The 22,289-nt window shown below is 47.1% G+C and carries 22 protein-coding genes; 10 read left to right on the top strand and 12 right to left on the bottom strand.

Features of this window, described 5'->3' with window-relative positions; translation table 11 throughout:
* Window positions 1–94: 94 nt before the first annotated feature.
* The 4 genes from AM1_RS22905 to AM1_RS22890 all read right to left on the bottom strand — a co-directional run bounded on the left by AM1_RS22905 (window position 95) and on the right by AM1_RS22890 (window position 4,001).
* A complete protein-coding gene (locus tag AM1_RS22905) occupies window positions 95–1,162 on the bottom strand; it encodes a hybrid sensor histidine kinase/response regulator (RefSeq protein WP_012165295.1) in 1,068 nt (355 codons plus the stop codon).
* 19 nt (window positions 1,163–1,181) lie between these two features.
* On the bottom strand, window positions 1,182–2,426 hold the full coding sequence (locus tag AM1_RS22900) for a hybrid sensor histidine kinase/response regulator (protein WP_041660187.1): 1,245 nt from the start codon (window positions 2,424–2,426) through the stop codon (window positions 1,182–1,184).
* Window positions 2,427–2,434: 8 nt separating this feature from the next.
* Window positions 2,435–2,866, bottom strand: a complete 432-nt coding sequence (locus tag AM1_RS22895) for a response regulator (protein WP_012165293.1) — start codon at window positions 2,864–2,866, stop codon at window positions 2,435–2,437.
* Window positions 2,867–3,080: 214 nt separating this feature from the next.
* Entirely contained in the window at window positions 3,081–4,001 is a 921-nt protein-coding gene (locus AM1_RS22890) for a protein phosphatase 2C domain-containing protein (RefSeq protein ID WP_012165292.1), read from the bottom strand.
* 236 nt (window positions 4,002–4,237) lie between these two features.
* On the opposite strand from AM1_RS22890, the gene AM1_RS22885 reads away from it, so the two are divergent.
* From AM1_RS22885 to AM1_RS22870, 4 genes are read left to right on the top strand one after another with little or no spacing between them, the layout of a single operon-like run.
* Window positions 4,238–4,678, top strand: coding sequence for a tetratricopeptide repeat protein (locus AM1_RS22885; RefSeq protein WP_012165291.1), 441 nt, complete (start codon window positions 4,238–4,240; stop codon window positions 4,676–4,678).
* Window positions 4,679–4,686: 8 nt separating this feature from the next.
* The gene (locus AM1_RS22880) at window positions 4,687–5,649 is read left to right on the top strand and encodes a bestrophin family protein (protein WP_012165290.1); all 963 of its coding nucleotides are present in this window, start codon (window positions 4,687–4,689) and stop codon (window positions 5,647–5,649) included.
* A gap of 44 nt (window positions 5,650–5,693) precedes the next feature.
* A complete protein-coding gene (locus AM1_RS22875) occupies window positions 5,694–6,410 on the top strand; it encodes a response regulator (protein ID WP_012165289.1) in 717 nt (238 codons plus the stop codon).
* A gap of 38 nt (window positions 6,411–6,448) precedes the next feature.
* Window positions 6,449–7,897, top strand: coding sequence for a sensor histidine kinase (locus tag AM1_RS22870; RefSeq protein WP_012165288.1), 1,449 nt, complete (start codon window positions 6,449–6,451; stop codon window positions 7,895–7,897).
* Between the two features lie 181 nt (window positions 7,898–8,078).
* Here AM1_RS22870 and AM1_RS38785 read toward each other — a convergent pair whose 3' ends face one another.
* Window positions 8,079–8,219 (bottom strand): photosystem II reaction center protein T, encoded by a 141-nt coding sequence (locus tag AM1_RS38785; protein WP_010480156.1) that lies wholly within the window; start codon window positions 8,217–8,219, stop codon window positions 8,079–8,081.
* A gap of 367 nt (window positions 8,220–8,586) precedes the next feature.
* Between AM1_RS38785 and AM1_RS22865 the strand changes: the two genes are divergently transcribed.
* Complete coding sequence (locus AM1_RS22865; protein WP_012165287.1) at window positions 8,587–9,168, top strand: HdeD family acid-resistance protein; 582 nt, start codon at window positions 8,587–8,589, stop codon at window positions 9,166–9,168.
* A 129-nt stretch (window positions 9,169–9,297) separates the two neighbouring features.
* Here AM1_RS22865 and AM1_RS22860 read toward each other — a convergent pair whose 3' ends face one another.
* Window positions 9,298–9,795: a universal stress protein gene (locus AM1_RS22860; RefSeq protein ID WP_012165286.1), complete on the bottom strand. Its 498-nt coding sequence runs from the start codon at window positions 9,793–9,795 to the stop codon at window positions 9,298–9,300.
* 391 nt (window positions 9,796–10,186) lie between these two features.
* Between AM1_RS22860 and AM1_RS22855 the strand changes: the two genes are divergently transcribed.
* Window positions 10,187–11,281 (top strand): site-2 protease family protein, encoded by a 1,095-nt coding sequence (locus AM1_RS22855; protein ID WP_012165285.1) that lies wholly within the window; start codon window positions 10,187–10,189, stop codon window positions 11,279–11,281.
* 483 nt (window positions 11,282–11,764) lie between these two features.
* Here the strand turns inward: AM1_RS22855 and AM1_RS22850 are convergent, their stop codons facing one another.
* Both AM1_RS22850 and psbU read right to left on the bottom strand, forming a co-directional pair.
* Window positions 11,765–12,949 carry a peptidylprolyl isomerase gene (locus tag AM1_RS22850; protein ID WP_012165284.1) on the bottom strand — a complete coding sequence of 395 codons (1,185 nt, stop codon included), beginning with the start codon at window positions 12,947–12,949 and terminating at the stop codon, window positions 11,765–11,767.
* A gap of 129 nt (window positions 12,950–13,078) precedes the next feature.
* Window positions 13,079–13,498 (bottom strand): photosystem II complex extrinsic protein PsbU, encoded by a 420-nt coding sequence (gene psbU / locus AM1_RS22845; protein ID WP_012165282.1) that lies wholly within the window; start codon window positions 13,496–13,498, stop codon window positions 13,079–13,081.
* Between the two features lie 1,136 nt (window positions 13,499–14,634).
* Here psbU and AM1_RS38780 point away from each other — a divergent pair.
* The 3 genes from AM1_RS38780 (at window position 14,635) to AM1_RS22830 (ending at window position 15,888) form a co-directional block, all read left to right on the top strand.
* A complete protein-coding gene (locus tag AM1_RS38780; protein WP_012165279.1) occupies window positions 14,635–14,835 on the top strand; it encodes a DUF1328 domain-containing protein in 201 nt (66 codons plus the stop codon).
* A 93-nt stretch (window positions 14,836–14,928) separates the two neighbouring features.
* Window positions 14,929–15,249 (top strand): hypothetical protein, encoded by a 321-nt coding sequence (locus AM1_RS22835; RefSeq protein ID WP_012165278.1) that lies wholly within the window; start codon window positions 14,929–14,931, stop codon window positions 15,247–15,249.
* Window positions 15,250–15,312: 63 nt separating this feature from the next.
* Window positions 15,313–15,888, top strand: coding sequence for a hypothetical protein (locus AM1_RS22830; protein ID WP_012165277.1), 576 nt, complete (start codon window positions 15,313–15,315; stop codon window positions 15,886–15,888).
* 395 nt (window positions 15,889–16,283) lie between these two features.
* Here the strand turns inward: AM1_RS22830 and AM1_RS22825 are convergent, their stop codons facing one another.
* The 4 genes from AM1_RS22825 to AM1_RS22810 form a co-directional block, all read right to left on the bottom strand.
* Window positions 16,284–16,967 (bottom strand): ABC transporter ATP-binding protein, encoded by a 684-nt coding sequence (locus tag AM1_RS22825; RefSeq protein ID WP_041661007.1) that lies wholly within the window; start codon window positions 16,965–16,967, stop codon window positions 16,284–16,286.
* 24 nt (window positions 16,968–16,991) lie between these two features.
* Window positions 16,992–18,254: an ABC transporter permease gene (locus AM1_RS22820; protein ID WP_012165275.1), complete on the bottom strand. Its 1,263-nt coding sequence runs from the start codon at window positions 18,252–18,254 to the stop codon at window positions 16,992–16,994.
* Between the two features lie 2 nt (window positions 18,255–18,256).
* A complete protein-coding gene (locus tag AM1_RS22815; RefSeq protein ID WP_071819962.1) occupies window positions 18,257–19,759 on the bottom strand; it encodes an efflux RND transporter periplasmic adaptor subunit in 1,503 nt (500 codons plus the stop codon).
* A gap of 64 nt (window positions 19,760–19,823) precedes the next feature.
* Entirely contained in the window at window positions 19,824–20,432 is a 609-nt protein-coding gene (locus tag AM1_RS22810) for a TetR/AcrR family transcriptional regulator (protein ID WP_012165273.1), read from the bottom strand.
* Between the two features lie 322 nt (window positions 20,433–20,754).
* Here AM1_RS22810 and AM1_RS22805 point away from each other — a divergent pair, with 322 nt between their 5' ends.
* A complete protein-coding gene (locus tag AM1_RS22805) occupies window positions 20,755–22,251 on the top strand; it encodes an amidohydrolase family protein (RefSeq protein ID WP_012165272.1) in 1,497 nt (498 codons plus the stop codon).
* The last annotated feature ends 38 nt before the right edge of the window (window positions 22,252–22,289 follow it).

Here is a 22,289-nt window from a genome sequence, read left to right as displayed (position 1 = left end):
ATCAACCCAAGCTGGGAAAGGGTTCTACCCGTAGGTATACACAGATCTATACCTTTAGACATAGATCCTTTTTGCAGGGAATGTTGGCCAGCAATTAAGAGTCAGCCAGAGGGAGCTGAAGGGTGAAGGTACTCCCTTGACCAAGTTGCGATCTCACCGATAATTCCCCGCCATGAGCCTGGACCACTTGCTGACATAAATGCAACCCTAGGCCGTGGCCAGAGCGATTATGCTGGGTCTGTTTAAACCTCTCAAAAATCTGGGCTTGGTCCGCTTCGGCAATACCAACGCCGGTATCTTGAATCTCAATTTGAAGGTGTTTCGTGTCGGAGGTACTGGATACGGTTACAGAACCCGTGTCCGTAAACTTTATGGCATTGTTGATGAGGTTGGTGATTACCCGGCGCAACTCCATGCGATCGCAACTCAATTCCCGCACCTCAGACTGCCAATTGCCGATTAGCTCTAGGTTCTTTTCTAAGGCCAGGGGATGGAGTTCTGTAACCACCTCAGTGATCAATTCCTGCATATCAACGGAGATAAAACTGAGTTTCTTTTCCCCCAGTTCATAGCAGTAGACCTCTAGCAAATTGTTGAGCATCTGCAGCAAGTTTTGGTTGCTGCTGCTAACGCCCGCCAGGGCTTCCTCAACCGCTGGGGCGATGTCTCCAAATACCCCTTGGCGGACCAAGTCCACCATGCGATCGCAAGCGATTAACGGCGTCCGTAAATCATGGGTGAGGCAAGAGATAAAGTTCTCCCGCTGGTCGATGGATTGCTTGAGACGCAGAAGCGATCGCACCCGCGCCTGCAGTTCCTCTAACTCCACAGGTTTACGAATAAAATCATCGGCTCCGGCATCCAGTCCCTTGACCACGCTTGAGCGCTCGTGGGCGGATATCAACAGAATAGGAATATAGGGTAATTGAGGGTCATTGCGAATCTTCTGGGTGACTTCATAGCCACTCATCCCCGGCATCATCACATCCAAAATCACTAAATCGGGTTGGGCTTTTTGGATCTGTGCCAGCGCCGCCGGACCACTATCCACCAGCTCTATTCGGTAGCCCGCACTCTCCAACATCATTTTGAGCAGCATCAAATTATCTGGCAGATCGTCAACGGCCAGAATATAGCGGTTAGACAATAAAGCAGGCGACATAAACTTCTCAAAGGGGGCACTAGATTACAGAGGATTTAGCTTTGGCATTCGGCAAGGTCTGCACTTGTAGGGGCAATTCAACGGTAAAAGTTGAGCCAACTCCCGGTTGACTGCTCACTGAAATCTGCCCCTGCATGGCTTTAACCAAGGATTCCGTGATCGCAAGGCCCAACCCAGTCCCGGAATGATGGCGGGTTAGAGACTGATCGGCCTGACAGAAGGGATCAAAGATGGTGCTTAGCTGCTCAGGCGTCATGCCAATGCCCGTATCCACCACCGAAATTTTGATCTGGTCGGGCTGGGGCTGGTGGAGCTGGAGCGTCACTTCACCCGCTTCGGTAAATTTGATGGCATTGGAAATCAGATTGACCAGGACCCGGCGGAGGCATTCAGGGTCGTTGGTCAACTGGATGGATTGCAGCGTCTCCGGGATCTCCGCCTTTAAGGTCAGAGCCTTTTCTACGGCCAGGGCCTGGAGTTCTTGTATCGTTGCCAGGATGGGAACCGAGAGTTGAAAGGGTTCGGGGTGCAGTTCGAGGCGATTGGCCTCAATCTTAGAGAAGTCCAACACTTCATTGACCATAGTCAACAAATTGCGGCTGTTGTCAAAAATCCGCTGCACCATGTCCAACTGCTGCTCACTCAAGGGATCGGGATACTGGCGCAAGAGTAATTGAGAGAATCCCATAATTGCATTCATGGGCGTTCGCAGCTCGTGGGAAATGGTGGCAATAAACTCAGACTTGAGGCGATAGGCTTTAATCAGCTCTTGGTTCTGGGCTTCAATCTGAGCCCGATGGTGGGCCAGTTCTTCATTCTGTTGCCGTAACTGATCATTGGTGATTTGCAATTTCTGCTTGGCAGCGCGGGCGGCTTGTTCAGCTCGATGGAGGCGAATGGCACTGCGAATCGTTCGAGCCAAAGTTGTCGGTGTAATCCGATGTTTCGCCAGATAATCGGCGGCTCCAGCTTTCATAACATCTACTGCAATTTGCTCATCCCCTTGTCCCGTCAGTACTACAAAGGGGGTGTCTACCTGCAATCGCTGCAGCTGCTTGGCTAAGGACAACCCATCCCGATCAGGCAGTAAAAAATCGACGAAAATACAGTCAAATTGCTGGTTTTTAAGAAGAGACAGGGCCGCTTCTCCATCCTCTGCTTCAGACAGATCCACCTCTAAATTGGTTTTGCCTAAGGCCCGCCGAACGGCCATCCGATCGACTTCATCATCATCAATCACTAGGAGTTTGAGCGTCTCGTCCATCAATCCCACTACAGCATTTCGCAAAGGGTCCAGTATTTATTGAGGGTGGTCATCACCTCTGCAAAGTTGGAAAACGTTACGGGTTTCAGGATATAACCGGCCACATTGTAGTGGTATGCCTCGATGCGATCGCGATCTTCATCGGAGGTGGTCAATACCACCACCGGAATCGATTGCAGATCCGGATCGCTGCGCAAGACTTCTAGAAATTCCAACCCATTCATTTTGGGCATATTGAGATCCAACAGAATCAGACGGCGATGCTTCGGTACGGGCGGTTTCTCCCCCGCTTCTCCTCGCAACATGGACAAGGCTTCCAGGCCATTATTGGCGACATACAAGGGATTTGTAATCATGCCTTTTTTGAAAGCCCGCTTGACGTTCATCACGTCTACTTCGTCATCTTCTACGAGCAAAATGTTGATTGCTTTGTCATTCATCTCCTTCTCAAGCCACCCTGTACGTTGTATTTAGTTTTAACAGACCTATTTTTAAGTGAGACTCTTCCAGACTATCGGACCGTTGCTCGATTTTACCTCTATAGAAAGGAAGAGATTTGTGGTCTCCCACCATTCTGGAGACCAGCAGCTTTAAGCGAGGTTGGGCTCCTAACGTCAGATCTCGCACCAGCCTGGTTCCTGGGTATTGACGCCTTTAAGGCTGAGGCCGTAACCGAACTGCGATCGCAGTAATGTTGTCATGACCATTTTTCTGGTTGGCCAATGCCATCAGTTGATCCATCCCAGTCGCAAGATCGGTACGAAAATCCAACATTCCCATTAAATGACTATTGGCATGGTTTTCCAATAAATCGTGATCGCTGAGGCCATCAGAGCAGAGGAGAAAGACCGTATCTTCTTCCACCGCTAAGGTTTGAGACTTAGGGCGGAGCGATTCCCCAGACCAAGGTCCTAAGGCTTTGGTCAATTGTGGCCCAAAGGCTTGCGCTTCTTCTGGGGAGTAGCCCCGCTGCAAAGCCCGCTGATAGGCATTGTGATCGGTGGTTAATTGCTGCAGACCATATTGTCGTGTCAATCGATACAGGCGACTGTCTCCAATATGGACATATCTAATGTGGGTATTATTTACCATTACCACAACGGCAGTGGTTCCCATGCGGCCCGAGCCAGCACGCTGCTCTCTCTGGTTGCGTTCATAGACTGCTTTATTGGCCGTATTAATAGCCAGTTCTAAACCAATTTCAGTAGGTAAATGGCGTTGCCAGCGGCTATTCAGATAACTCCGTAGGGTTTTAGTCGCCAGTTCACTTGCCACTTCTCCTCTAGCCATGCCCCCCATGCCATCACAAAGGATATAGAGACCTCGATAGCCACCATCAGGAAGATCAGGCGTGCAAAAGTGCTGCTGATCAATCGAAAAGTAATCTTCGTTGTGGGAGCGATTAAGCCCGACATCAGTCCGTCCAACGGACTCCAAACTTAGCAAGGACTGGGATGGCGATAAGAGCTGAGTAGGCCGTTCTGACCATTTTTTGAGGGCTTCCTGGTAAGCAATACCACCCGTCTTAGGGGCAGATGTCTGAGGATCGGTTAAGAGCTGATGGTCGTATTTCATGAGTTAAGGCTAAATCTGATAGTTACATTTAATAGGAAGCTACCGAAGACTCTCCTCTACCTCTAGCCGTAACTTATAGTTCTGGCCATCCTCCCTAAGGTAGAGATTGTGATCCATAAATGACTCAAATTTTTATCCATCTCTATCTTTGGAGAGAGACATAATCCTGTCTTTTAGAAGATGTATGAAGCTCCTGAATTTTCTAAGGTGGAGATTAGTAATGACACGAGCTATTTATGCCTTTGAGATTAGTACCAACCTTATGTTTAGTAATTGTCTTTAATAGCGTTCTACCTGGAATAGCAACGGCAACACCTGCAGAGCAGCACCGCAGCTTTAAAAGACCCATCACCGTTCGCCAGCCTCTACCTGACACGCTACAAACGGCTCAGGACTGGCAAACGGTGGGAATGAATGCTTTGATTGTCGAGGATTATATCAATAGCCTCCAAGCCTTTAATAAAGCGGTAGATCTCTCCGCTGGACAAAACCCACAAATTCTGGAGCAGCGAGGTTGGGTTCATTATTTGCAAGAGCAATATGAACGTGCGATCTCAGATTTAAACCAAGCGGCAGCCCTTTACCAAGCGCAATCCCAGGCCGCCAACTATCGCAACGTTCGTCGCATGCGGCTGTTTATTGAAACCCAAGCCGACGAACTCAATCTTTCCAGCTAAACGACACTATGTATACTCCAACCAAATCGAATTGGCTAGCAACCACTTTCAGACTCGACGGCTCCGTCGCGGGCATTATCCTGCCTCGAATTCTGGCCTTTACCGGGTTTACCTTGGCCATCTGTAGTCTTGACTATTTTGACTACCCCATCTACCTCCAAGAAATCGGTGACTTAACCACCAATGTGGTCTACAACCTGGTCTTGGGCTTACTGCTCGTGTTTCGCACTAACACGGCCTACGATCGGTTTTGGGATGGCCGCAAAGCTTGGGGAACACTGGTCGTTAATAGCCGCAACTTTGCTCGTCAGGTTGCTTTACTTTGGCCCTCCCCCAAAGCCACCCCATCCACGGATCGAGACACCCTACTCAATCTACTCGTTGCCATTGCCCTAGCCACAAAACTGCACCTGCGATCAGAACCCATCGGTGACACCCTGCAAGACCTAATTACACCTGAGCAAGCGCAAATTTTGGCAGACGCCCAGCATCCTCCCTTGCAAATCACGTTTTGGATCGGGATGCACCTGCAACAGGCGCTGCAGCAAGGCTATATCGACAGTAACCAAGCTTCCAATCTTGACCAGGCTCTTGGCAAAATGATTGAAGGAATCAGTAGCTGTGAACGCATTCGCTCTACTCCCCTTCCCATTGCCTATCGAATTTACTTGAAACGGTTGATCCTGATTTACTGTGTGGGCTTACCCTTCCGTTGGGTGCCTGAGATTCATGGATGGGCAGTGCCCATGGTGGCGGTGGTGAGCTTTATCCTGCTGGGACTGGAAGAGGTGGGACGAGAATTGGATAACCCCTTTGGCCAAGATGCCAATGATTTACCCATCGATGACATTTGCCAAACGATTGCCGACAATGTTGAGCAAGCCAAAGCAATCAGTGCCACGATCGGTATATCCCCATTGAAGTCAAACGAACATTCTCCTCTGAACGACCTATCTTTAACGGCACCCTAGTCCGTTTCCTGCTCCTCTTACTCACCCGTTAACAAGGCGAATCCATGACTAAAATTCAGGTTGTTATTATCGAAGACCATGATCTCAGCCGTGTGGGCCTAACCGCCGCGCTCCAGCACAGTGGGACCGTGGATGTCCTCGGGTCGGCGGCCAATGGTCGCCAGGGTTTGGAGATGATTCAGCAATACAAACCCGATGTTGCCATTTTGGATATTGGCTTGCCCGACATCGACGGCATTGAAGTCACCCTACAGCTCAAACAATTCCAGCAAGCGGATGACAGCTTGCAAACTAAGGTGCTGATGCTGACAGCCAATACCAGTGAAGATGCCGTACTGGCGGCCTTTGCTGCTGGCGCAGATTCCTACAGCCTCAAGGAAGTTAGTGTCGAGGATTTACTCAGCGCCATTCAGCTGACCCATGAAGGCAATGCTTGGATTGATCCCAACATTGCTCGGATTGTCTTGCAACAGGCTAAAGCGTCAAAAAAGACTCCTCAAGATGCTGAAACCGACACCACAGTAATTAAAGCCACCGATCCGGAATACCAAGCCATCCTAGAAACAGAACCGTTAACGGATCGCGAATTAGAAGTTTTAGAACTGATTGTGGCAGGATGCAGTAACGCCGTGATTGCAGACAAGCTCTATATTTCCGTCGGCACCGTCAAAACTCACGTGCGCAGCATTTTGAATAAACTCTGCGCCGATGACCGAACCCAAGCTGCCGTCAGAGCCCTTCGGTCAGGCTTAGTCACTTAATAAGTTTCCAGGGAGACTGAATCTAACGTTGCAACACTATGGGACAAGCCGAGCAAACGTCTAAAGCCAAAAAATCTGCAAAGGGAAAATCCATCCTGTACCTCTGGACGAACCTATCCCTAACGCGCCAAGGAACCGTTATTTTAGCCATCCCTTTAACCTGTCTGTTAATCACGATGGCGGCCTGGATCGGCACTCGCAAGAATGAAGATTTTACCTACCGACAGATCGTCCATACCCAAAAGGTATTGCGCACCAGCGATCAACTCTTAAACGCCTTAATCAATGCAGAGACAGGCATTCGGGGCTATGGACTCACCGAAGACCAAAAATTTCTGGTTTCTTATCGAGAGGCATTACCTGAAATTGAGCCAACGCTACAGGCATTATCTCAACAGGTTCAAGAAAACCCAGAACAAAGCCAACAGATTACTGAGCTAAAACTTTTAATCCAACAAGAACTGGATATTCTTGCTAAAACCCTGAAGCAAATTGAAAATGACTTTCGATTTGCACCCCAGGCCCCTCGCCTCGGGGCTTTAGTGGAACAAGGGAAAGCCCGGATGGATGCAGTTCGGCAATCCTTGCAAGACTTTAAAGATGCTGAGCAAGAAATATTAGTTAGACGTCGCACCCGTCTGAACCAAGCTAGGTTTGTCAATGATGCCCTATTGGGGGTGTCTGGTGTAATTAGCCTGCTGGGGATTGCTGCCGCATTGTCTTTGTATCGGCAAACGGAAAAACAAATGCTGCGCCGAGGGGATGAATTAGCTGCCACGAACCGTATTTTGGCAACGGCAAATCTCACCTTAGCCGATCGCAATAAAGAGCTAGACCAGTTTACTTATGTGGTTTCCCATGACCTGAAAGCGCCTTTGCGAGCGATTGCCAATCTTTCTGAGTGGATTGAAGAAGATCTCGACGAAAAACTAGACGAAGAAAACCGCTACCAGATGAACTTGCTGCGAAAACGGGTTCATCGTATGGAGGCCTTGATTAATGGGCTGCTGCAATTTTCTCGGGTAGGTCGCCGCCAATCCACGATAGAAACGGTTAGGGTCGGAGACTTACTGGCTGACATCATCGATTCGTTGGCTCCCCCTGCCGAATTCAAGATTGAGATTGTGGGGCCAATGCCCACTCTAAAAACGGATACCCTCCAATTACAGCAGGTCTTTAGCAACCTACTGAGCAATGCCATCAAACATCATCACCAATCAGAGGGGCATATTCGTATCTCAGAGCAAAAGCAATTGGATTTTTATGAGTTTATGGTTAGTGATGATGGTCCAGGTATCGCCGAGGATTATCACGATAAGATCTTTAAAATCTTTCAAGTCTTAGATAGTCGCGACGCAACAGAAAACACAGGGATTGGCCTATCAATTGTCAAGAAGATCATCGAATCTAAAGGGGGAAGTATCCAGATCGAATCTGAGGTCAATCATGGTACAACGTTCAAGTTCACTTGGCCTCAAGAAGAGTAATTTATATCAAGAAACAAATATTCCCTTCAGGAAATCTCAAAGCCATACTTTAATTACCTAAAACCTCAAAAAACTGATCATTTGAATCAGATTTTGGGCCAATCAAAATTTTTCATATCATCTTTTTGTTTCTATCTTATTGCGTGCCATCCTTTTCTTGGATGGCACGCAATACACTATTTTATCTTCTAGTAGACTGAGAAGATTCACGAAAACTTCGGCTTTGAATTTTATCAAGGGTGGGTTTCTCGCGGAAGAAAACAGCAAAAAAGAATAAGCCGATAATACAGGCTAAGATAAAAACGTAGGCTATGACGTCCATTAAAAATCCTCAAAAAACTGCGTTTTTGCTCAATCAATATCGAACAACTAGATAAATAATATAAGCAAGAAAGGTTGTCACAGAACTACCTTTAGACAGAGATTTTGGCCTCATCCAATCTTTCTGGAGAAGGTAGATTCGTTATGCATAGCACCTGCAATTCCTTATAGATATAAACTATATTTTAACAAAAAATATCAACATCAATAGTCCCTTTAGAAATGCTATATACACCTTAGGTTAGGTGAATTTCTCATGGCTTTCTCTCTAAAGGTAGATTCAATTCAACACTATTTCACAGATGATAATTACAGATTAATTCGCGGAATTAAAACTTCAATATTCCGCAACCAAAAAGGATGCATATATGAGTAACCAAGATATTCAAAAAAGCCAGCCTTCATTCGGGAAATGGTCTATCGCCCTGGGCACACTGCTCGTTGTCCTAGGCTTCGTCGCCATTACCATGCCCTTTGTCAGTACATTAGCTACGGAACTAGTGATTGCAGGCGTCTTTTTTAGTAGCGGTATTATTCAACTGATTTATGCTTATCAGTCTCGTACTAATGTGAAAAGCTTAGCCTTTAAACTTCTATTAGGTGCAGGCTACATTGGCTCAAGTTTATTGCTACTGTTCTATCCCCTTCAAGGTGTCCTGAGCCTAACCTTCGCTGTGGGGACTTTCATTCTTATCGAAGGTATTTTGCAAGCCATGATGGCTATTCGTATGCGAGAGGAAGAGTCTGGCTGGTATTGGACCCTAGGGAGTGGTGTATTTGCCGTTGTGTTTGGTCTTTCGATTATGTTGGGCTGGCCTGCTGACTCTGCCTGGATCTTGGGTCTCTTGATTGGCTTAAATCTGATGTCTGATGGATGGCCAATGGTGGTCTTTGGCTTAACAGACACCGATCTGTTTGGCTCCGGTCCCCAGCAACCCCAAGCCAGTTAGAAAAGGGCTGATTTCATGCATCAGTTAGACCTTTCCCTTTTATCTGCCACCAACCATTAAGGCTGGTGGCAGCTGACTATAGCACTGGAAAATCCTACTGAATCACCTTTAAACTTCCAAAGGCTACAATTAGCCGGACACGTCCATAACCTTTTCTTCTCCCTGAATCACCAAGACGGAACAAGGGGCATGGTGAACGACGTGATTGCTGACACTTCCCAATATGAGTTCTGTGATGCCAGTGCGGCCATGTCGCCCCACAACGATTAAGTCAGCTTGCCAATCCCGAGCGAGATCGCAAACTTGATACCCTGGATTTCCCAACTCCGCTTCAAAGGTTGCCTCAACCCCCTGTTGTTTAGCCGCTTGGCAAAAGTCTTGTAGCCATTGTTTTGCTTCTGAAAGTTGCACCTCCCACGCTTGCTGAGCCATCTGCAGATCCACCACAGATGGAGAGAGGTACCCGGTATCGAGAGGATTACCCGACGACGGACTGATATCCGCTTCAATCGCATGCAGAAGCAATAATTCAGCTTGGTGGAGTTGAGCCGTTTCCAACGCCTGCTCATACACAATCGATCGCAAGGATGAAGCATCTACCGCTGCCAGAATGCGATTGTATCCCATCAGGATTTCTCCCTTATAGCAATACCAACAGTCTACGAAGTTTTTTGGAGGCAATCGATAAAATTCAGCCGTCTAAGGTTGAAGCGTAGTTTTCCCAACTGAATGCAGCCAAACTGCAAGCTTGCCCCCTAGAACCTGAGTCATGCACAACGAAAGGTCCTCCATCGAGATCAATGTATAGCGAGTGATTGACCACATCAGGTCTGGCAATCCTAGCGAGGGCGTTGAATTGGATAAGGGCTGGGCGACCACCCCACAGGAGAACCGAACGATTCAGGGCGGTTACTACGGAAAAGCATAAATTTACACTTCGTTACAATTTCAATAAGGAGCAATTCCTACCGTTAACCTTTCGAGGAGGGTTGCTCATCCATCGATTAGGAGTCTTTTCATGAACGGTAACTTTAGGTTAGGCAGCCTCTTTGGCATCCCTTTCTATCTCAATGCATCATGGTTTTTGGTATTGCTGTTTTTTTCTTGGACCTATGGCAACGGCCTCGCAGCACAGTTTCCAAATCTAATGGGAATTGCACCTTGGCTCCTGGGCCTTGGCACGGCGATTTTGCTGTTTAGTTCAGTGCTTGCCCATGAACTCGGTCATAGCTTAGTGGCGATGCAGCAAGGGATTGAGGTGAAGTCCATCACGCTGTTTCTGTTTGGTGGCCTTGCCAGTCTGGAAGAGGAATCAAAAACGCCCTTTGGAGCGTTTGCCATTGCGATCGCAGGTCCTGCTGTTAGCGTTCTCCTGTGGGCGCTCCTCTCCTACGGAAGCATGAGTTTGCCGAGCGGCCCAATTGCCGCCATCGTTGGGTTTCTCGCCACAATCAACCTATTTTTAGCCTTGTTCAATATGATTCCAGGGCTACCGTTAGATGGTGGTAATGTCCTCAAAGCAGCCGTCTGGAAAATTACGGGCAATCGCTATCGAGGCATCAGAATAGCAGCCCGTGCTGGCCAGGTTGTGGGTGGGGTTGCGATCGCATCCGGTATCCTTTCCCTTAGTGTCTGGAATGCATTGATTGGCTGGTTTTTATACCAGAATGCAGGCCGAGCCTTCCAATCTTCCCAACTTCAGGAAGAGCTGAGCCGATACACTGCAGCAGATGTCGTGATCGAAGGTGAATTTGTGATTGGCCTTCATGATTCCCTCCGCCAGCTTGCCAATCAGGCGATTCCTTATCAGGGTAAAGTGTCTAGATTTCTGGTTGTGGATGAGCAAGGGCAACTCGTCGGGTCCGTCAACTTAGAGGATCTAAATTCTGTGGCTACGATGCAATGGCCCCAAGTGTCCGTCAAAGAACTCTTGCAGCCAACCGTACTGCCTCCAGTGGTGCAGTCCACTCAATCACTCCTCGACATTGTGGCATTGCTGGATAGAGAAAAGCTTCAGACCCTAGCAGTCGTTAAAGAAAGTGGTGCCCTCGTCGGTTTACTAGAAAAAGCAGCTATCCGCCGTCTTCTTCAGCAAAGAGTAGCAACCGCGTAAGGGGTATCTATCACCATCACTGCTTATCCGGTGTGAACCCCCAAGGCATAAGCGTCTTCGCTATTCATATAGCCCAGCTAAAAAACCCCAGGCAGGTCATTATAAAAGATCTACCTGGGGATTTGTTTGAGCGAGTCATTGAAGCTTGACAGTCAAATCAAGCAGTTTCTAACTTTGATAGGGAATCGTCCACATTCCCTATGCACAAGGGCGACAGGCGATACGCCAAATATCAAAATAGGTTCCCGTCGTTTCACAAGAACAAGAGGACGCTGAATAAGCGAGGATGGTAATGAGGATAGAGACTAAAAGAAGCCAAAAAACGACGATACTCACCACTGTAAAAACAGAAGAGTAACTATTATCACCGCTATAAATGATAGAAAAGTTCGATTGTTGATTATTCATGATTAAAGTTATGAGTTATGGATAGAAAATAAATTTTGATGTAATCAATTCAGCTCTTGGTAATGGAAAAACGTTTTAAGCCAAAGGCATCGGACTCTTTTGCACTAGAATCCAATCCAGATAGCGTAAGGTGAAGCCATTGGGTGGAGAAATATCAACCACCCGGGCGGAATGCAGATGATCGCCATGACGTAATTGAGCTAATACATCTTGTCCCGCAACCACATAGCCAAAAACGGCATATTGGCCATCCAGCAAATTTAGTCCTGCAGAGGTCAATTCAGGCTCAAATAAGTGAAAGAAAAATTCAGAGGAACCACCATTAGGGTCGCCAGCAGGATGCCCCATGGCGACGGTCCCATAGGCAGAAAAGGGAAGAACAGGATCAGACAAGCCTAACTCTTCTAAAGTGGATCCGTACACCGGTTCAGAATCCCCCTTGACCCTAACCTCCAAAGGAATAGAGCGATATTGGCTGGTCTCTGGATCCACAAATCCAGCTTGGGCTCCCCCTGGATTCCCTGTTTGCACCACATAGGCCCCATCTTCACGGGTAAATGTTAGATCGTCATAGAACTCTCGCTGAACGAGATCCAGAAAGTTACCAGCAGTAATAGGCGCGTTATAACCATCCACCATCATGGTGATTGGCCCCTTACTAGTGTCAAGAACCACAACTGCTCTTCCCTTCAGATGAGGCAGCGTTTGGTAGTCATTCGGTATGTTGACAGGAATTTGTGGCTCCATAGACGCTGCCAGCAAATCCACTGAATTCCAGGCTTGGGTGCGTCTTGCCACAAATTTTTCTTTATTTTGCTGGTCAGATAGGATCTTAAGATCCGCGAGAGCTGCATTAATTTGATTCATGCGGACCAAAGCCTGGGGCCGAAAGGAAGGTGGAATGGCAGCAAGAAGATCGGATGCGTCTTTATTAAAGGTTTGAATGATCTGTGTGACCTTATTGCCAATTTCAAACCATTGTTTGGGTTGTAATCGCGCAGCTGGATCCTCAAGTTGAGGAGGCATCTCTTCTAAGTATTGATGAAGAGTTTGAATGGCTTCGTTATCCACGGGCAATGCCAGCCTCAAAATACTCATGGGATTGACGGCATCCCCAACCGGTAGAGCAGCCCAACACACTTTGGTCGTGGGGTTCAGCCAGCCTATAGAAATAACGTTCCAGATAAAAATAATGCTGATTACAAGTCTTATCAGTCGCTGGTAAATAACTCGCCAGCCTTGCCTAGAACATACTTGCATGGTGGATTGCCTCCAATATTGGAAACAAGCGGGCAATAATGGTTTACCCGTGATCAACCGTCTTAAGAGTGACTTTCATGATGGAATGAACGGATGGAATTCCCCCATATCCCACCCGTGCCTTGGTGATTATGAGCGACGAACAGGATAATAAGCCCCTGGGTTATAGCGATCTTGCCCCCCAACTAAGGCTGGATCTGGGTCTGTAATCGTAAAGTCACCCAGATGCTGTTGCAGCATTTTCTTTTGAACATCCGTTAAGCCATCAATATTTAGGACTTCTTCGACACTACTGTAGGGAGCGTTCTGAACCACTTTACCGGCGATGGTAGGGTATAGACCCTTATATTGGCTAAAGGCAATAACATTGGTGTTATTTAAGTCAATTTTTTGGCCAAAATCTGTTTCTAGCTTGGCATCTACAGGATTTCGGTACGTTGTAGCTAAATTAATATCCAGTGCATTGGCAGGTTGCAACCACCCCGTCAAACCCAAGCAGCTGGCTAAAACTAAAGTCAATACAGCAAAACGGCGCATGAATAGTCGCATAAGAATGAATTCCTTCCTAATAAACAGATGTAAACGAGCGAGCAAAACTGAACAACTCAAAATCTAGATATTCGGAAACAAGAACATTTAAACTATCTTGTTACTAAATAAGTTCAGTAGAAGGTTGGCAGCACTTTGTTGAAGCAAGAGTTTGACTTACTTCTAGTGATTCCAGATGGATTTCTTTCGACATTAAAGAATCGAAAAAATCGTCAAGTTATGAAGAGGGGATGCTGCATTTATATGCAGTATCCCCGAGCGCTTACTTAAGGAAAGCAAAATATATCCAGCACTAACTGATTGCTCTATAAGATAGTCCTATATAGCAATGACAGGCAGAGATTCAATTAGTAGTTATGTTTGACCTAGACAACTAGTCTAAATCTCAAGAATCGATCCAAAATAGCTACTAAAGCCAAATTTCAGTAGAATTCTTAATTGAGAATATAGCCATTCCTAAGAATAGGAATAAGCACTGGCTAGTGGAAGCTATTCGCTAGGGACCATGATCTAAATAACCTAGCTTTAGTCAAGGTTTTACTTTAGTTTTTTCTCTTAAGTGCTGTAAAAAGGGGTTCTATAAACTTTTAAAGAATACTACCAAAAACATGGCTATTATTTTTCATAAATTATCAAAAGTAAAAAATTAAAATAGTATTTACTCGAATAAAAATTTACATTTAAAAAATAGCAGACTGACTACCAGATGGTCGTTTGAGATTCATTCCATTCTAGGAAGCTTAATTTATGCCATCTATGCATTATTACTTATGGCTCCAATTGTGAGGAAGATAGATCAATCAGAGTCAAGCTGGCTAAATTATTGCTGAGAGTTCTTCTATATCCAGGATGAAGATTTGAATCGCATCAATTTGGCCATTTCATTGCTCGACAGTCTATCCAGATGATTTGAGCTAGAACCCCTCCTATCCTATTTAATCGACATTGAGTTGATGTGCGATGGTCTACAACCGGCCTGCGACCATCACAAACAGAAATCATTTTGTTTATCAACGAAAAGCTCAGACAGACAAAGCACCCACTTCAATTTGTAGGGAGATGAGATCGCACCTCGGATCTCGCTTTTCTCACTAACCTCTTTCAACCATTTACATCAATACAAGGGAGACGTTTTTATGCTCAATTTAACTCTGACATTTCTGGTGGTTGCTTTAATTGCCGCCTTTCTTGGGTTTAGCGGTATTGCTGCCAGTGCCGCTGCGATCGCAAAAATCTTGTTCTGCATTTTTATCGTCTGTTTCATTCTTGTTTGGCCTAACAAAACGGGTTTAGTCCCTGTCCAAGAGTATCCAGGACGGTCTTGTCTCCATCTTTAGGGGGAGAACGGTCACCCCCCCAGTTCCTACTTTGGGAAGATGATGCCCCCCTATCGGTCCCCATACACTGAAACCGAACGTTAAGGAAACCCTATGAATCAATTAGAGAAAGAACAAGCTCGCTACGAGCAAGGCTATGCAGCTGGCAGTCGTGCAAATCAAAGCAATCCAGCAACTGGACTATTTGTGGGCGTTTTTGCCGTCGCAGTATTGGGAATTGGCGGATGGCTTGTGTTTGCCCAAACCAATCAGCCATCAACGGGAGATACGGAAGTGATTAATGTCCCCAAACCGGAAGCACCCCAACCAGACATCAATATCAATGTCCCCAAACCAGAGATTAATCTACCTAAACCTGACATTGATATCCCTAATCCTAGTAATGAGAACACTGAATCCAGTTCTGGCAGTTAGGCACTCTATCCTATGTTCCCCATTGAGAGATGCACTGTCCTTTAGTAATTGGAAGTAACCTTTATGACACATTCTACAAACCGTCCATATCCCCAACCGTCATCCGATGAAAAAATCATCATCGATCAAGAAGTGCGCTACTCTGATGGGTCTGTACGTAAACATCGCGAAACCGTAAGCAGTGATGATCCAGCGATGGACGCACGATTGGAACGAGCCCGGCTCGAAATGGATCGCCAACTCAAAATTCGAGATAACGATAATGCCGCTCGGGGCCTCTTGGTTGGGGTGATCGCGACCACGTTCTTCGGACTGGGAATTTTAGCTTGGTACATCTTAACGAACCGACAGAACACCGAAGTGACGCCAAAAGTGATCCCCGCTCAGCCCTCAGAGTCCTCAACACCGCCTGATATCAACATCACCTTACCCAATCTACCTGCAGCCGAACGCACCGAAACACCCGCTGCTCCACCCACCATTATCCAAAACCAGCCTGCTCCTCCTCAACCCACGAATCCTTCCAGTCAAGAGGCGCTACCGTCTTCTAATCCAAAAGTTTCTTCTCCTGAACCCACTGGTTCTTCTAACCCCTCAACCAGTGAAGAATCTACTGAGTCTTCAGCAACCGCCCCGTAAGTCTGGTAGCTTAAACTGACGATATCGAGCCTGGAGTCCCATACGGATTCCGTAAGCCATCAACCCTACGGTCCAAGCTAATTAGTTTGGACCGTAGGGTTATACACAGCTTTTTGCCTGAGGCTTTTTTAGCATCTAGATAGAGCGTTGGTTACAGGCTTTGACCGTCACGGCAAGAGGGATAAGCTGATGCTGGGGTTATGGTTACATTGGAACAGAAAACAACGCTAAGGCTGTAATGATTTGACAGCATGGATTTCAGGCGATAACTTTCGAGCTTTTTAAAGCACCAAAATCGACGTATTGTTCTTCAGGTATAGGTTTCAAAGAAATAACTTCTTTAAAATTCATCTATTCAGCCTCTAAAAGCCTTTCTGAAAGGTACTTTTAGACGTTTAGGTTACCTCGCCTTTGGAATGATTCAATATCTGACCATCACAAATCGTGATGCGACGCTGGGCTTGGGTGGCGACCTCAAGTTCATGGGTAATTACCACAATCGTAATGTCCTGTTGGTTCAAAGTCTGAAACAAATTCATGACTTCTTGTGAGGTTTGAGAATCCAGGGCTCCTGTTGGTTCATCTGCTAATAGCAAGGCAGGATTATTCACTAGGGCTCGTGCGATCGCAACCCGTTGCTGCTGTCCACCTGAAAGCTGACTCGGACGATTCATCAGGCGGTCGCCTAGTCCTACTCGATCCAACATCTCAACAGCTCGACAACGCCGCTCTGATTTTGGAATCCCTGCATAGATCATGGGCAACATCACGTTCTCCAAGGCGGTGGAACGAGGCAATAGATTAAATTGTTGAAACACAAAGCCAATCTGTTGATTGCGTATTAGCGCTAATTCATCTTTGGTAAAAGTGGTTAGGTTGCGGTTATCCAGAAAATATTGACCATCCGTGGGCTGATCTAAGCAACCGATGATGTTCATTAATGTTGATTTACCAGAGCCTGAGGCACCCATGATGGAGACATACTCTCCTGGCTGGATGTGAAGGTCGATTCCTCTCAAAATGGGGACTTGATTGTCACCCAGTTGATAGCATTTGGTAATATTTTCCAGAATAATCATGGCTGACACGCTCGCTTTAGACACCTAATCACTGCGAAGAGCCTCAATGGGGTCGAGTCGGGCTGCGTTGCGAGCGGGAATAACCCCTGCGACTAAGCCAACCGTAGTGGATAAACCAACACCAATCGCCACCGCACTACTGGACACAATAAAAGTAAAGCCAAAGGCAGTCGCTGAAATAAAGGTGATGCCTACCCCCAGAACAATGCCAATTACACCCCCCACGACGGAAATCACCACCGACTCCGTTAGAAATTGGCTCAGAATTGCTCCATCCGTAGCCCCTAACGCTTTGCGAATTCCAATCTCCCGTGTGCGTTCTACTACAGACACCAACATGATGTTGGCAATGCCAATCCCTCCCACGACCAGGGAGATCCCAGCAATGGTCACAATCATGATTGTTAGCAAACCCAAAATTGTGGTGAAGGTTTGCAGAATATCGGCCTGATTTGTAATCCGGAAATCATCCTCTGCAGGAGAGGAAATATTATGCCGAAGGCGGAGGATATTCTCCACCTGGAACTTGACAATATCGAGTTGAGATTCGTCCTGGCCCTTAATATAGATTCCATTTACTGATACACCAATCAGGGCATTGTTACCGATAATCCGAGCCGACATACTGGTCAGGGGGATATAGACTGCATCATCGCGATCAATGGGACCTTGAGAGCCTTTAGCTTCCATCACCCCAATTATCTCGTATATCTCTCCCTGAATCCGCAGCTTTTCACCAATGGGATTGACGTGATTAGGGAATAAATTGCTTTGAACGGTAGGGGCAATTACGACTACTGAAGCGGCGGTTTCCAGTTCCTCTGCAGTAAAGAATCGTCCTGTTTTTGGGAAAGTATTGCGGGCTTCGGGATAGCTGAGATCAGCACCATAGACTGTGGTGGCCGTGTTTTCTTCACCATAGACAACTTGAGTATTGCGCTGTAAGTATGCTGAAACAACAGTTGCAGAGGGTGCTTGGGCTTCTATCGCTTTAGCATCTTCCCAAGTCAGGGTTGTGATCGACCCCTGACCTTGGCTAACCCCACCGCTTTTCGCTGACCCTGCCATCACCTGCAACACATCCGTACCCAGGCTGCGAATACTATCTTCAGTCGATTGCTGAATCCCCTGACCGATGGAGGAAATTGAAATAACTGAACCGATGCCGATAATCACGCCCAACATCGTCAGTCCACTGCGGAGCTTGTTGTCCCAGAGTGCGACAATTGCCATTTCTCCAATTTCAAAGGCTGAAATCCGCTGAGGCTTGGATTTGAAAACTGCCATAACTACTCCTGAGGACGCGGACCAAAGGGAAGCCGTCGGTTAGGTCCTGATTTTGACTCTGTAGGCGGACTGATCAACACTCTCTCTTGCCCCTTCAGCCCTGAAGTCACCTCTGTTTGTCCGTTGGCCGTTGCTCCCGTTTGAATCACTTGAAACTTCGGTTGACGATTCTCCGCTAATATATAAACCCCCTCTTGGTTAGCTTGGCGAACAACCGCTGCATTGGGGACCAAGAGTGCATTCTCCAATCGATCCACCTCAAAGTCTGCTTCTACATTCATCCCAACCTTCAACTTCTCGGTAGTAGTAGATGGGAGAGTGACCCTAACTTCAAAACTGGTGACGTTTTGGGTGACGGTGGCTTGGGGCGCAATTTGGGAAACAGTCCCCGTCAAAGGCGTCTTTGGTAGCGCATCAATCTTCACGTTCACCTTCTGATCCAGTTTGACTTGAGCAATTTGGGCTTCCGATAGATTGACGACGACCTCATAGCGATCACTCGCTAAGGTCAAAATCGAAGAAGATGAAGCGGAGATGCCACTCCCAGCCATAGACGGGCTGACAAAAGCCCCCACATCCGCATAAATTTGGGTGATCACCCCATCGAAGGGAGCCAGGATTTTGGCATCCCGCAGCTGAGCTTGAATCGTAGCGAGTGACCCTTGGGCTGATAAGACCTGGGCACGAGCCTGGGCTATATCCTCCGTTCGGTTCCCCGCCTGAAGGGCTGCAAGGGTTTGTTCTTGCTGCGTGACTCGGGCCTCTGCCTGTGTCAATTCTTCAGAGCGAGGGCCTGCCTGTTGCAAAGCTAGGGCTTGTTCTGCTTCCCGAACCTGATTCTTGGCAACATCACGATCTGTCCGTTTTTGATCGCGACTTTCTCGGGAGACTGCACCTGCTTGATAAAGCTGCTGGTATCGTTGCCAATCCGTTTCTCTTAGCTTTAACGTAGCTTGGGCTTGCTGTAGACGGGCCTCCGCCTGAGCAACTTCCTGGGGACGGCTTCCTGACTGCAATTGCTGTAATTGGGCACGAGCTTCCGTGAGCTGAGCTTTGGCCTTAGCGATATCCTCTCGGCGATTTCCAGCGAGCAGCCGCTGGAGGTTTGCTTCTTGCTGGGCAAGCTGGCCCTGCACCTGGATCAGTTGCCCTCGCAGATTGGCATCATCCATGATCGCCATCAACTGACCTTGACGAACACGATCTCCCTCCTGCACCAATAGTTGTTCAATCACCCCAGCCGATTTGGGACTAAGATTAATTGATCGAGCTGCATGAACCTCCCCATTGGCCGTAATCGTCACGGGTAGCGTTTTCCGTTCTACAGATTGAGTCAACAGTTGTGTCCCAGAGGATTCCCTGCGAGCCATTAAAAATTGGACACTCGTTCGACCAGGACCAAAGACAATCATCAACACCAACAACCCCCATCGAAGCCTACGCCATAAGGAATATTTTTTTGGTGGTTGACGGGGCTCTTGCGTAGGTATTTGACTCGAAACCACTGTTGGCCTCCAAGATATTCAAGCGATAAAATGTAAGTACTTACTTACGAATTGAATAAAAAATTTATGAATCAGGTGCAATCCCCATCCACAACGTCTCAATCAAATTTTTGATAAGCGTTTCTGAAGGCGGAAATACAAAATTTGGCATGGATGGCTGGATAGATAATTTGTGGATCATATGCTGAGTAACAACAGTATTGATGATGGTTCCAATAATCATCTGTGCGACAGTCTGCGTATCACAGGTTCGGAGATGGCCTGCTTGCACTGCTCGATCAAGAAAGCCAACTAAGAGCTTTCGATCTCGGATGGGTGGTGGCACTATCGGTAGTGGAGCGGATACTTTACCTTGAGCCATTACCATCAAAACCCGTGGCATTAGATCCTGATAGAACGCCAACATTTGCTCACAAATATCGGTAAGTTCCGATTTGACATTGGCTGTGGGCTCATAATCTGCGAGTACAGACAACCATGGCGGTTGCTCCAAAATGCCCATGGCTGCAGCAAATAAAGTTTGCTTTGTTTTGAACCGCTTGAAGATGGAGGCTTCAGAAATTCCAACCTGCTCAGCAATATCAAGGGTTGAAGCCCCCACCCCCTGTTCCAGGAAGATCTCTCGTGCTATCGCCAGAATATTTTCATTCGAGATTTTTGGTGGGCGTGCCATTTTTCTAAAGTGAGTAAGTACTTACTAATATAGCTTTGAGAAGCTAATTATGTCAAAAGAATCAGTGCATCATCAGAAAGTGATTTATGATCGACACCATATCCTTCCCATGCCCGATATAGCAGACAGAATTCTCTACGTTGGCTAGCGGGACTTTCAGGCATTCAGCAATCTGGGGTTTAGAGTACATTAGGGATAAAAAGCAACGCTAAGGCTATAATGCTTTGACAGTAAAGGTTTCAGATGCTATTTTCTGTTTCAATGTACCCTAAACCCCATGCTACGGAATCCATTCAAACAGCGTGTGAGCTGAGATCCCTTGGTGTTAGAGAATCCCCATCCTCAGCAGATTATTTGGGCTGGAACAGCACTACCCAACCCGCATGTTCCGGCTCAATCCAATTTTGGTGTTTGTGTTGAGGGGAACCGAATTGTCGCTGCTGGATCACACCAGGAACTGACGGATCGCTATCCTGATACTCCACAAAAGGGTGGCGATCACCTCCTGCTGATGCCAGCACTGGTGAATAGTCATGACCATGGTCGTGCCATTGGCACAGGATCCTTTGGAATCGCCGATGACTTACTCGAAATTTGGCTGCTCCAGTTAGGGGCTCAGCCCACCCTTGATCCCTATCTTGCAGCAGCCTTTGATGGGTTACAGCTACTGAAATCTGGAGTAGGGACTGTCTCTCATAGTCACAATCCCCGTAATTGGCAAACGCTAGAAACTGAGGCAGATCAGACAATTCAAGGCTATCGAGATGTGGGCATTCGAGTTGCATTCCATCCCCCTATTGTCGATCAAAACCCTATTGCCTATGACCCAGAAGTCTTTCACCGCCATTTACCGGCAAACCTACGATCCTTGATCGAGCCGACCGATGCTTCCTCGGTGTTGTCCACTAAAGATTACTTTTGTTTATGCCGCAACCTCTACAACCGTTTTCACGATGATCAGCAGCATACTGTTCAAATTCATGTCAGCCCTGCAGGTGGGCAATGGTGTAGCGATCCATTACTGCTGGAAGCAGTTGACTTTGCCCAACAGCACCAAACTCGGGTGCAAATGCATCTACTGGAGACTTGCTATCAACAACAATATGCCTACCGTCGTTGGGGGAAAAGTTTTGTCCAACATCTAGATGAAATAGGTGTGCTCGGTCCCTGGTTGACTTGTGCCCATATGGTTTGGGTAGACGAAGCAGATTTAGCTCGCTTAGCAGAACGAGGAGTTGGCGTTGCCCATAATCCCAGCAGTAATTTGCGACTCCGGAGCGGCATCGCCCCCATCGCGGTGATGAATCAGGCCGGGATTAACCTAGGGATTGGTTTAGATGGTCATGGATTAGATGATGATCAAGATTATCTACGGGAAATGAGATTGGCTTGGACCCTGGGTAATCAACCAAGGGCGTCCTCGCCCAACCTAGAAGCACAGACCATTTGGCAGATGGGCACCGTAGGCGGCAGACGGATTACGTTAGGGGAGGATATCCCCCTTGGCTGCTTGGCCAAGAACGAAATGGCAGATCTCGTGCTCGTTGATTGGGCAGCCATTCAAGGCATGTGGCCCTTGTCAGCCCCTGATGGCCTGCTTCGTAGAGCAACCCGTCAACATGTTAAGCATGTCATGGTGAATGGAGACTGGGTGATCTGGGATGGGCAATCCAGTCAGGTCAATGAGGGAGAAATCATTGACCGTCTACAGGAACAGCTTAGGCAGCAGAATATCGCTGAATTAGAGGGGCAAGCCAAGGATAACCGTTCTCTAGCTCACTATCTGCGGAGTTTCTATGCCGAGTGGGATAACCACTAAAAATTTAATTCTAAGGATGTATTTGTTCAGTCCCTATC

It is taken from the genome of Acaryochloris marina MBIC11017, from assembly GCF_000018105.1.
Lineage (GTDB): Bacteria > Cyanobacteriota > Cyanobacteriia > Thermosynechococcales > Thermosynechococcaceae > Acaryochloris > Acaryochloris marina.
This window is presented reverse-complemented; position numbering and strand designations above follow the sequence as displayed.